Source organism: Caulobacter sp. P1_B12_2, from assembly GCF_056406675.1.
Genome location: NZ_JBFTZS010000124.1, coordinates 1 through 10,859, shown reverse-complemented (window position 1 = coordinate 10,859; position 10,859 = coordinate 1). Strand labels below are relative to the sequence as shown.

The window sequence follows — 10,859 nt, the reverse complement described above, 5'->3', positions numbered from 1 at the left end:
AGTTCATCCTGTCGGGGGTGGAGCCCACGCCCGCCGAATTCGCCGCCATGAACCCCGCCCAGCTCCAGGCCTTCCAGACGTCCGAGGCCCACCTGACCCAGACGCCCTATCTGATCATCGCCGCCGTCGTCCTGGCCTGGGCCGCGCTGGTGGCCGTCACCAGGTTTCCGCACCAGGCCGGTCGCCCCGATCCGGACGAGGCCGACGCCGCTCTGACGGCCCGCCAGGCGATCGGGGGGCTGCTGGCGCGGCCGCGCTTCCTGTTCGGCGTCGCGGCCCAGTTCTTCTACGTGGGGGCCCAGGTCTGCGTCTGGAGCTTCATGATCCGCTACGCCCAGCACGAGGTCCCCGGCATGGGCGAAAAGACGGCCGCCGCCTACCTGTCCTGGTCGCTGGTCGGCTTCATGGCCGGGCGCTTCCTGGGCACCGCGGCGATGAGCCGTGTCAGCCCCACCCGGCTGATGGGCCTGTTCGCCGCGATCAATGTCGCGCTGACCCTGACCGCCGTCGTGGTCGGCGGCAAGGTCGGCCTATACGCCCTGGTGGCGACCAGCTTCTTCATGTCGATCATGTTCCCGACCATCTTCGCCAGCTCGATCCGGGACCTGGGTCCGCTGACCAAGACCGGATCCTCGTTCCTGGTGATGAGCATCATCGGCGGCGCGGTGCTCACCGCCGCGATGGGGGCGATCTCCGACGCCAGCGCGATCAACATCGCCGTCCTGGTCCCCTGCGCCTGTTTCGCGATCGTCGGCTTGTTCGGCCTGACCGCCGTCCGCACCGCCGGCCAGGCGCTCAAGTCCGCCCCCGCCGGAGCCCACTGATCATGATGAACGCCCTGGTCTGCGCCGCGCCCGGCCAACTGGTCATGGAGCGCCGCCCCGTGCCGACGCGGGCCCGCGACGAGGTTCTGATCCGCGTGCGCCGCGTCGGCGTCTGCGGTACGGACATGCACATCTATCGCGGCACCCAGCCCTACCTGGCCTATCCGCGCGTGATGGGACACGAGCTGAGCGGCGAGGTCGTCGAGGCGCCCGAGGGCAGTACGCTGGTCCAGGGCGAGGCCGTCTATGTCATGCCCTACCTGTCGTGCGGCGACTGCGCGGCGTGCCGGAAGGCCAAGCCGAACTGCTGCATGAACATCCAGGTGCTGGGCGTGCATCGCGACGGCGGCATGGTCGAGTTCCTGGCGGTCGCCGAGGGCTTCGTCCGCAAGGCCGACGGCGTCACCCTGGACGAGGCGGCGATGGTCGAGTTCCTGGCGATCGGCGCGCACGCCGTGGGCCGCGCGGCGATCACGCCCGGCCAGTCGGTCCTGGTGGTCGGCGCCGGTCCCATCGGCATCGCCGCGGCGCTGTTCGCCAAGCTGGGCGGCGGCAGGGTGACGGCGCTCGACAGCCGGCTGGACCGTCTGGAATTCTGCCACGAGCACCTGGCCGTCGACCACGTCGTCCAGCTGGGCCCCGACATGGCAAAGCGCCTGTCGGACCTGACCGAGGGCGACTTCTTCGACGTGGTGTTCGACGCCACCGGCAATCCCAAGGCGATGGAGGCGGGCTTCGCTTATGTCGGGCACGGCGGCAGCTATGTGCTGATCTCTGTCGTGGGCGCCGACATCACCTTCTCCGATCCGGAGTTCCACAAGCGCGAGACCACCCTGCTGGGCAGCCGCAACGCCACGCCCGAGGACTTCGACGTCGTCGTCGCCGCGATCCGCGCGGGCCTGGTGCCGACCCGGGCGCTCAACACCCACGCCTCGACCCTGGCTGACTTGCCCAGCAACCTGCCGGGCTGGATGGAGCCGGAGGCGGGCGTCATCAAGGCGATCGTCACGTGCTGATCGACGCCCACCAGCACTTCTGGCGGGTCGGCCAAAATGGCTTCGCGTGGCCGACGCCGGACCTCGTGCCGATCCACCGCGACTTCGAGCCCGCCGACCTGAGCGAGATCGCCGCCCCCTTGGGCCTGACCGGCTCGGTGCTGGTCCAGTCGCAGGCCGACGACCGCGATACGGACTGGCTGCTGCGCCTGGCCGAACACGAGCCGCTCGTCCTGGCCGTGGTGGGATGGGTCGATCTGGCGTCGGCCAGCGCAGCGGACCGGATCGCGGCCCTGGCCCGCCGCCCGAAGCTTCGCGGCCTTCGCCCGATGCTGCAGGATCTCGCGGACGACGCCCGGATCGCCGATCCCGAACTGGACCCCGCGCTCGATGCGATGGTCGCCCATGGCCTGTCGCTGGACGCCCTGGTCCAGGCACGCCACCTGCCCCACCTGCTGACCTTGGCGCGTCGGCGGCCCGACCTGCCGATCGTGATCGATCACGGCGCCAAGCCGCCGATCGCCTCGGGCGCCTTCCAGGCCTGGGCGGACGCCATCACCGCCCTGGCCGCCCGGCCTCAGGTCCATTGCAAGCTGTCGGGCCTTCTCACCGAAGCCGCGCCCGGCCAGGCGCCCGAAGACCTGGCGCCGTATGTCCGTCACCTCGTCTCGGCCTTCGGCGCGGAGCGGCTGATGTGGGGCAGCGACTGGCCCGTGCTAAATCTGGCCGGCGACTACGCGGGCTGGCTGGCCTTGGCCAGGATCCTGAGCGGCCTGACCAACCCCTCTGACCTCGCGGCCCTGTTCGGCGGGACTTGCCGCCAATTCTATCGGATACAGCCCCATGGCTGACCTCGACGATCCCCAATCCAAGTACCGCGCCCCCGCCCTGGAAAAGGGCCTGGACGTGCTCGAACTGCTGGCCGCGCGGGGCGAACCCATGGGCATGGTGCAGATCGCCAGCGCCCTGGACCGCTCGGTGAGCGAGCTTTTCCGGATGGTCCAGGTGCTGGAGCGCCGCGGCTATGTCGCCAGCGCCCCCGACGGCGACGGCCTGGTGCTGACCAACAAGCTGTTCTCGATCGGCATGGCCCGCGGTCCCACCAAGAGCGTTCTGGAAGCCGCCCTGCCGATCATGCGCCGGCTGTCCGAGACCATCGGCCAGTCCTGCCACCTGGCCGTGGCCAGCGCGGCCGAGATGGTGGTGGTCGCGCGGATCGAGGCCCCCGGAAACCAGGGGTTCTCGGTGCGGGTCGGCTATCACCGCGCCATCGTCGAAGCGACTTCGGGCCTGGTGCTCTACGCCTTCCAGCCGGAACCCGTTCGCGATGAATGGCGCAAGCGCCTCTCCGTCGGCGTCATGCCCGCAGCCTGGGACGCCTTCGAGGACAGGGCGGCCAAGGCGCGCATCGACAAGCACGTCCAGGCCTTCAGCGACGTCACGCGGCACGTGCTCGACATCTCCGCGCCCATCCTCGGTCCCGACGGCGTCGCCGCGGCCCTGACTTCGCCCTATGTCGAGAGCCCCACCGCCATCCCGATCGCCGCCACCATCGCCGCGATCCGGGCGGCGGCGGACGAGGTCTCCATCGCGCTGGGAGGCGAGTTCCAGTGACCCTGGCGCTTCCATCCCTGGGCTTTGGCGCGGGCGGGATCGGCAACCTCTACGCCGCCGTCAGCGACGCGGCCGCGCGCGAGACGATCGAAACCGCCCTGGCCGAGGGGATCGCCTATTTCGACACCGCGCCGCACTACGGCTTTGGCCTCAGCGAGACCCGGCTGGGCGCCGCCCTCCCCGCCTCGGCCAAGGTCTCGACCAAGGTCGGCCGCCGTCTTCGCCCCGCGCCCGAGGTCGATCCGCTGGCCGAGCGGCACGGCTTCGTGGCGGCCGCCCCCTTCGAGCCGGTGTTCGACTACAGCTATGACGGCGTGATGCGGGCCTTCGAGTCCAGCCTGGAGCGCCTGCGCCGCGACCACATCGACGTGCTGCTGGCCCATGACCTGGGCGGCCGCACGCACGGCGCGGACGACGCGATGCGCCGCCGCGAATTCTTCGACGGCGGCTACAAGGCCATGCGGGCCCTGCGCGACGGCGGCGCGGTCGGCGCCATCGGCCTGGGCGTCAACGAGTGGGAGATCTGCGACGCGGCGCTGGACGAAGCCGACTTCGACGTCTTCCTGCTGGCCGGCCGCTACACGCTTCTGGAGCAGACGGCGCTGGATCGCTTCCTGCCCCGCTGCGCCGAGCGCGGCGTGTCGATCATCGTCGGCGGCCCGTTCAATTCGGGCGTGCTGGTGGAAGGGGTCGGCCTCGGCGCCCACTACAATTACGCCCCGGCCCCGCCCGAGGTTCTCGACCGCGTGCGGCGTCTGGAGGCCGTGTGCCTGGCGCACGCCACGCCGCTGGCCGCGGCCGCCCTGCAATTTCCGCTGGCCCATCCGCAGGTGGTCAGCGTCATCCCCGGCCTGTCGAACCCCGCCCAGGTCCGCCAGGCGTGCTCCTGGGCCGCGCACGCGATCCCCGACGCGCTTTGGGACGACCTGCGCGGCGAAGGCCTGCTGCATCCCCAGGCGCCGACGCCTCGCGCCTTCGCCGAGACCGGCGCGGTCCGATGAGCCTCATCCTGCTTCACCCCGACGACAACGTGCTGGTGCTCAGCGCGGCGATCCGCACGGGCGACGCCCTGACCGTCGACGGCCTGCCGGTGACCGCCGCCGCCGATGTCGGGGTCGGCCACAAGGTCGCCCGCCGCGCCCTTGCGGCCGGCGACAAGGTCCTGAAATACGGCGCGCCGATCGGCTCGATGACCGCCCCCGCCGTCGCCGGCGAGCACGTCCACCTGCACAACATGAAGAGCGACTACATCGCCAGCCACACCCGGCAGGCGACGGGCGATGGAGGGCAAGGCTGATGACCGCTCCCCTGCGGGGCTATCTGCGCCAGGACGGCCGCAAGGGCGTGCGTAACGTGATCGCCGTCGCCTATCTGGTGGAGTGCGCCCACCACGTGGCGCGCGCCGTGGTCACGCGCAGCGACGACCTGGACGTCCACCTGATCGGCTTCCCCGGCTGCTATCCCAACGCCTACGCCCTGAAGGTCATGGAGGCCCTGGGGACCCACCCCAACATCGGCGGCGTGCTGTTGATCTCGCTGGGCTGTGAAAGCTTCAACCGCGAACGGCTGCGCGCGACGATCGAGGCCAGCGGCCGCCCGGTCGAGACCCTGGTGATCCAGGAGAACGGCGGCACCGCCTCGACCATCGCCAAGGGACTGGAGGCCGTCGCCCGCCTCAAGGCGATCGCCGGTCAGACGCCCGTGGCGCCGATGGACGTCTCCGAACTGGTGATCGGCACGATCTGCGGCGGGTCGGACGGCACCAGCGGCATCACGGCCAATCCCGCCGTGGGCCGGGCCTTTGACCGCCTGGGCGCGCAGGGCGCCGCGTGCATCTTCGAGGAAACCGGCGAACTGGTCGGCTGCGAGGCCATCATGGCCAGCCGCGCCATCACGCCCGAACTGGGCGCCGTGCTGGAGGCCAGCGTCCGCAAGGCCGAGGCCTATTACACCGTGATGGGCTACGGCAGCTTCGCGCCGGGCAACGCCGAGGGCGGGCTGACCACCCAGGAAGAAAAGTCGATGGGGGCCTATTCGAAGTCCGGATCGGCGCCCATCGTGGGCGTCCTCAAGCCCGGCGACCAGCCGCCCAGCGGCGGGCTATACCTGCTGGACGTGGTGCCTGACGGCGAGGTGCGCTTCGGCTTTCCCAACATTTCCGACAACGCCGAGATCGTCGAGCTGATCGCCTGCGGGGCGCACGTCACCCTGTTCACCACCGGACGAGGCTCGGTCGTCGGCTCGGCCATCTCGCCGGTGATCAAGATCTGCGCCAACCCCGAGACCTATCGCAAGCTGACGGGCGACATGGACGTCGACGCCGGGCGGATCATGGAGGGACGCGGCACGCTCGACGAGGTCGGCGCCGAGATCCACGACCTGGTCCTGGCCGTCGCCAACGGCCAGCGCACCGTGTCCGAAGCGCTGGGCCACCAGGAATTCATCCTCACCTACAAGGCCTTCGACCCGATCGGTCCGGCCTGCCTCCCGCTTCGGCGGGCCAGCTAGAGAACGTCAGATCATGGGAAGACTATCGGGCAAGACCGCCATCGTTACCGCCGCGGCCCAGGGCATCGGCAAGGCCAGCGCCGAGCTGTTCGCCCGCGAAGGCGCGCGGGTGATCGCCACCGACGTCAACGAGGCCCTGCTGACCCAGCTGACCGGCTGCGAGACCCGCCGCCTGGACGTGCTGGATCCTCAGGCCATCCTCGACCTGGCCGCCGAGCTGGGCCCGGTCGACGTGCTCTTCAACTGCGCCGGCTTCGTGCATTCCGGCACGATCCTCGACTGCGACGAGGCGGCCTGGGCGTTCTCCAACGACCTGAACGTCAACGCCATGTATCGGACGATCCGGGCCTTCCTGCCGGCCATGCTGGCCAATGGCGGCGGCTCGATCGTCAACATGTCGTCGGTGGCCAGCTCCATCAAGGGCGTGGCCGGTCGCTTCGCCTACGGCGCCACCAAGGCCGCGGTGATCGGCCTGACCAAGGCCGTTGCCGCCGACTTCGTGGGCCAGGGGGTGCGCTGCAACGCCATCTGCCCGGGCACGGTGGAAACCCCTTCGCTGAACCGGCGCCTGGCCGACACCGGCGACTACGAAGCCGCCAGGCAAGCCTTCACCGCCCGCCAGCCGATGGGCCGCCTGGGCAAGCCCGAGGAGCTGGCGCAACTGGCCCTGTACCTGGCCAGCGACGAGGCGGCCTTCACCACCGGCCAGATCCACATCATCGACGGCGGCTGGATCAACTGATCCGGACCGCACGCGAGGCGGCGCGGGGATCGACCCGGAATATTGTGATTTCTCGCCTCCCACACCCGGCCCCGCTAGGCTCAAGTGAGTGAGGAGAAAATGGCGCGCCCGGAACGATTCGAACGTCCGACCCTCAGATTCGTAGTCTGATGCTCTATCCAGCTGAGCTACGGGCGCGCATTGCCTTTCGGCGAGGCGGGGGAGATAGCCCGTCCGATCCGGGGGCGCAAGCGGCTTTTGATGCAGAACGCGCGAAGTTTGTGGAGAAGGGCTTGCGGGCCTTGACCCGCACGGCTCCGCTCCCCTTTTGAGAAGGGGGACGACCTTGGCCGCGCGTGGATCGCGATCGCGCGATCGCCGTTCACGTCCGAGGCCTTTGTCGAAAGTTCGCCATGCGTCTGATTGCTCCCCTGCTCGTCACCCTGCTCGGCGCGTGCGCGCCGCTTTCGGCGCAGGCGGCTCCGCCGCCGACGGCCGCCTCGGCTCCCGCCCCGACCTACAAGCCCAGCGGCATGGTGGCGGCGGCCAATCCCCTGGCGGTGGAGGCGGGCCTGCGGGTGCTGCGCGACGGCGGCACGGCGGCGGACGCGGCGGTGGCGGTGCAGGCGGTGCTGGGCCTGGTCGAGCCGCAGAGCTCGGGCCTGGGCGGCGGCGCGTTCATGGTGTTCTACGACGCCAAGACCGGCAAGGTGACCGCCTATGACGGCCGCGAGAAGGCCCCCCAGGCCGCGACGCCTCAGCTGTTCCTGGGCCCCGACGGCAAGCCGCTGAACTTCGTGACCGCCGTGTTGTCGGGCCGTTCGACCGGCGTACCGGGGGCTGTCGGCATGCTGGCTCAAGCGCAGAAGGAACACGGCAAGGCCGCTTGGAGCACGCTGTTCAAGGACGCCGAGGGCCTGGCCGACGGCGGTTTCACGGTCAGCCCGCGCCTGGCCGGCATGATCAACAGCACGCGCATTCCGCAGGGCCAGGCGCCGGACGCCGTCGCCTATTTCACCAAGCCGAACGGCCAGCGCTACCAGGCCGGCGACACCCTGAAGAACCCGGCCTACGCCGCCACCCTGCGCGCCCTGGCCGCCAAGGGCTCCAGCGCCCTCTACGAAGGCCCGTTGGCCCAGAAGATCGTTGAGCGCCTGCACCAGGGCGAGCTGGCCTCCAGCATGACCCTGGCCGACCTGAAGGCCTACAAGCCGCGCTCTGCCGACGCCCTGTGCCGGCCATGGAAGGTCTACACGGTCTGCACGCCCAATCCGTCGTCGAGCGGCGTGTCGGTGATCCAGGCGCTGCAGATGCTGGAGCATACCGACATCGCCCAGCGCGGACCGACCGACCCCGTGGCCTGGACGCTGCTGGCCGAGGCCGAGCGCGTCATGTACGCCGACCGCGACCGCTATATCGGGGATCCGTCGTTCGTGAAGGTGCCGGTCGAGGGCTTGCTAAACCCGGCCTATGTGGCCCAGCGCGCCAAGCTGATCGGCGAGACCGCCGGACCGGCCCCGACCTTCGGCCAGCCCAAGGGCGCGCCTGTTGTCGGTCCCGACAGCACCCAGGAGCCGCACGGCACGACCCACATGGTCATCGTCGATCCGATGGGCAACGTGGTGTCGATGACCACCACGGTCGAGAGCGTGTTCGGCTCGGGCCGGATGGTGGGCGGTTTCTTCCTCAACAACCAGCTGACCGACTTCAACTTCGACCCGCGCGACGGCGACGGCGCGCCGGGGGCCAACGCCGTGGCCGGCGGCAAGCGGCCGCGCTCGTCGATGGTGCCGATCGTGGTGCTGGACAAGGACGGCAAGTTCCTGGCGGCCGTGGGCTCGCCAGGCGGCTCGGCGATCCTGTCGTACAATCTGAAGGCAATGGTCGGCGTGTTCGACTGGGGCCTGACCATGCAGCAGGCGATCAACCTGCCCAACCTGGTGGCGCGCGGCGACATGTTCTCGGCCGACGTCGAGAAGTTCGGACCGCAGATGACCGCCGCGCTGCAGGCGCGCGGCGTCGCGATCAAGACCGGTCAGAACGAGACCTCGGGCCTGCACGGCGTGATTGTGCGGCCGGGCGGCGTGCTGGAAGGCGGGGCCGATCCCCGGCGTGAGGGGGTCGCGAAGGGGCTCTAGCCCCTTACGGCTTGGACTTCGCCTTGGGCTTCATCGGCTCGGGCGGCGTTTCCGGCAGAGGCTCGGGAACGCCCGCCAGGGTCAGGTCGAACACCGAACCGCCCGGCCCCGTCTCGACCAGGGCCAGATCGCCGCCGTGGCCCTGGGCCAGCTCGCGGGCGATAGCCAGGCCCAGGCCTGTGCCGCCGCGCCGCACCGAGCCCACGAACGGTTGGAAGAGGTTGTTGCGCGCCTTCTCCGGCACGCCGGGACCGTCGTCAGACAGGCGCAAAATGCTCATGCCCTCGGCGCGGCGCAGTTCGACGAACACCTTGCCCTTGCCGCCCCGGTCGGGCGCGCCCTCGATGGCCTCGCGGGCGTTGCGCAGCAGGTTGGTGAGAATGCGGTGCAGCTGGTCGGGATCGGCGACCACCTGTTCGCGGCCGTCGATCACGGTCTCCAGGGCCACGCCGGATGGCAGCAGGCCGGCGTCCTCGGCGGCCATGTCCAGCGCCGCACGCAGCGCCGTGGTGCGCAGGGCCGGAGCCGGCTCCTTGGACTTGCCATAGGCCATGACGTCGGTGGCCAGGGTGATGGCGCGGTCCAAAGCCCGTTCCAGGCGTGGAAGCGCTTGGGCCACCTTGGGATCGCCCAGGGCGGCCAGGCGGTCCGAGGCCATCTGGGCGCTGGTCAGCATGTTGCGCAGGTCATGATTGATCTTGGCCACCGCTTCGCCCAAGGCCGCCAGGCGGGCCTTGGCCTGCAGGGCGGTGATCAGGTCGGTCTGCATCATGTCGAGCTCGCGCTCGGCGCGGCCGATTTCGTCGCGGCGACGCGAGACCACCACGCGGGCGGCGGGATCCTCGGGGTCGGCGCGGAACCGCTCCATGGCCTGGGTGATGCGCTGCATGGGCCGCACCAGCAGGAAGTTCAGCGCCAGATAGATCAGCCCGCCGGCCAGGCCCGCCACGAACAGCGTCACCCCGGCCAGGCGCCCCACCTGCTCGACCAACTGGGCCTTCAGCGGGGCGTCGGGCAGCACGATCTCGACGAACTCGGCCTCCTGGCGGAAGCGCGGCTCGGCCATCACCCGCACCATGCTGCCCGGCGCGCTCTTCAGGGTGAAGAACGGGGCGGCCAGCCAGGAGCCGGAGTTCTGCCGACGCAGGTCGACCAGATAGGGCGGCTTGATGTTCAGGCGGCGCGGCTCGGTCGGCAGGACCAGGCGACGGGCGCCGTCGACCTCCAGGGCCACGATCACCACGCCGGCCTGGTCGAGCAACTGCTGGGAGACCTTGTCGGTCACCCGCCGCTCGGGGTCGGCGTCGGCGATGGTCGAGGCCAGTTCGGYGGCCCGCACGCGGTCCARCAGCCACTGCTTCTCGAAGTCGGCCAGGGCGGGCGGCAGGATCAGGGCGCCGGCGATGGCCACGAACAGGGCGGTCAGCAGCAGCAGGCGCGCCGACAGCCCTCCAGGCCATGGGAAGCGACGCCCTGGCTTGGGAAGTTCGGGAACTGACGGTGCGACCGGCTCGGCCATTCGTCTGGGTTACTTCACGTCTGGGGCTTCGGCAACGCGCCGGTTACGCCAAAAGCGCCACAGCGGCGGCAGCAACGCCAGGGCGCCCATCGCCGCAATAGGCAGATAGATGCGCGGCGAGAACAGGGTGTGCATCGTCACCGGCTCGCCGCTGGCGAAGATATGGCCCAGGCCCGCGCCGATGCCGGCATAGACGAACGAGCTGGGGATCATTCCCAGGAACGAGGCCAGCAGGTAGGTGCGCACCGGAATGTTCATCAGGCCCGAGGCCACATTGACCAGCAGCAGCGGGAAGGCCGGGATCAGGCGCAGGGTCAGCAAATAGGAGAAGGCGTCGGCCTTGAAGCCCTCCTCGACCCGCGCCAGCAGGGCGCCAGGCTTCTTGCGCAGGAAGTCGCCGAAGGCCGTTCGGCAGACCAGGTAGACCACGGTCGAACCGCCGGTCGCGCCGGTCACCGCCGCCGCCCCGCCGCCGATCGGCCCGAACAGGAAGCCGCCGGTCAGCGACAGGATCAAGGCCCCCGGCAGCGAGACCGACAC

At 70.3% G+C, this 10,859-nt stretch carries 11 protein-coding genes and 1 tRNA gene; 9 read left to right on the top strand and 3 right to left on the bottom strand.

The features are described from left to right. The 8 genes from AC1DZ6_RS09910 to AC1DZ6_RS09875 all read left to right on the top strand — a co-directional run. On the top strand, positions 1-824 hold an 824-nt coding region (locus AC1DZ6_RS09910; protein ID WP_477097018.1), incomplete at its 5' end, for an MFS transporter. 2 nt (positions 825-826) lie between these two features. Then, positions 827-1,840, top strand: coding sequence for a zinc-binding alcohol dehydrogenase family protein (locus AC1DZ6_RS09905; protein WP_477097017.1), 1,014 nt, complete (start codon positions 827-829; stop codon positions 1,838-1,840). After that, on the top strand, positions 1,834-2,670 hold the full coding sequence (locus tag AC1DZ6_RS09900; RefSeq protein WP_477097016.1) for an amidohydrolase family protein: 837 nt from the start codon (positions 1,834-1,836) through the stop codon (positions 2,668-2,670). The genes AC1DZ6_RS09905 and AC1DZ6_RS09900 overlap by 7 nt, the downstream gene beginning before the upstream one ends. Continuing rightward, positions 2,663-3,433, top strand: a complete 771-nt coding sequence (locus AC1DZ6_RS09895) for an IclR family transcriptional regulator (protein ID WP_477097015.1) — start codon at positions 2,663-2,665, stop codon at positions 3,431-3,433. The genes AC1DZ6_RS09900 and AC1DZ6_RS09895 overlap by 8 nt, the downstream gene beginning before the upstream one ends. Further along, complete coding sequence (locus AC1DZ6_RS09890; protein ID WP_477097014.1) at positions 3,430-4,434, top strand: aldo/keto reductase; 1,005 nt, start codon at positions 3,430-3,432, stop codon at positions 4,432-4,434. Before AC1DZ6_RS09895 ends, AC1DZ6_RS09890 begins: the two co-directional genes overlap by 4 nt. Beyond that, positions 4,431-4,730, top strand: a complete 300-nt coding sequence (locus AC1DZ6_RS09885; RefSeq protein ID WP_477097013.1) for a UxaA family hydrolase — start codon at positions 4,431-4,433, stop codon at positions 4,728-4,730. The genes AC1DZ6_RS09890 and AC1DZ6_RS09885 overlap by 4 nt, the downstream gene beginning before the upstream one ends. Continuing rightward, positions 4,730-5,941, top strand: a complete 1,212-nt coding sequence (locus AC1DZ6_RS09880) for a UxaA family hydrolase (protein ID WP_477097012.1) — start codon at positions 4,730-4,732, stop codon at positions 5,939-5,941. Before AC1DZ6_RS09885 ends, AC1DZ6_RS09880 begins: the two co-directional genes overlap by 1 nt. A 13-nt stretch (positions 5,942-5,954) precedes the next feature. Further along, complete coding sequence (locus AC1DZ6_RS09875; RefSeq protein WP_477097011.1) at positions 5,955-6,683, top strand: SDR family oxidoreductase; 729 nt, start codon at positions 5,955-5,957, stop codon at positions 6,681-6,683. A 100-nt stretch (positions 6,684-6,783) separates the two neighbouring features. Here AC1DZ6_RS09875 and AC1DZ6_RS09870 read toward each other — a convergent pair. Beyond that, positions 6,784-6,860, bottom strand: a tRNA-Arg gene (locus AC1DZ6_RS09870). A 215-nt stretch (positions 6,861-7,075) separates the two neighbouring features. Here AC1DZ6_RS09870 and ggt point away from each other — a divergent pair. After that, entirely contained in the window at positions 7,076-8,800 is a 1,725-nt protein-coding gene (gene ggt, locus AC1DZ6_RS09865) for a gamma-glutamyltransferase (RefSeq protein WP_477097010.1), read from the top strand. A gap of 4 nt (positions 8,801-8,804) precedes the next feature. Here the strand turns inward: ggt and AC1DZ6_RS09860 are convergent, their stop codons facing one another. Continuing rightward, on the bottom strand, positions 8,805-10,319 hold the full coding sequence (locus AC1DZ6_RS09860) for a sensor histidine kinase (protein WP_477097009.1): 1,515 nt from the start codon (positions 10,317-10,319) through the stop codon (positions 8,805-8,807). Between the two features lie 9 nt (positions 10,320-10,328). Next, a partial coding sequence (locus tag AC1DZ6_RS09855) for a TVP38/TMEM64 family protein (protein WP_477097008.1) occupies positions 10,329-10,859 on the bottom strand: 531 nt, incomplete at its 5' end.

Excerpts from the sequence above, each read along its gene's own strand:
- AC1DZ6_RS09880 (WP_477097012.1), top strand. The coding sequence starts at position 4,730 with ATGACCGCTCCCCTGCGGGGCTATCTGCGCCAGGACGGCCGCAAGGGC.
- AC1DZ6_RS09895 (WP_477097015.1), top strand. The coding sequence starts at position 2,663 with ATGGCTGACCTCGACGATCCCCAATCCAAGTACCGCGCCCCCGCCCTG.
- AC1DZ6_RS09885 (WP_477097013.1), top strand. The coding sequence starts at position 4,431 with ATGAGCCTCATCCTGCTTCACCCCGACGACAACGTGCTGGTGCTCAGC.
- ggt (WP_477097010.1), top strand. The coding sequence starts at position 7,076 with ATGCGTCTGATTGCTCCCCTGCTCGTCACCCTGCTCGGCGCGTGCGCG.
- AC1DZ6_RS09875 (WP_477097011.1), top strand. The coding sequence starts at position 5,955 with ATGGGAAGACTATCGGGCAAGACCGCCATCGTTACCGCCGCGGCCCAG.
- AC1DZ6_RS09905 (WP_477097017.1), top strand. The coding sequence starts at position 827 with ATGATGAACGCCCTGGTCTGCGCCGCGCCCGGCCAACTGGTCATGGAG.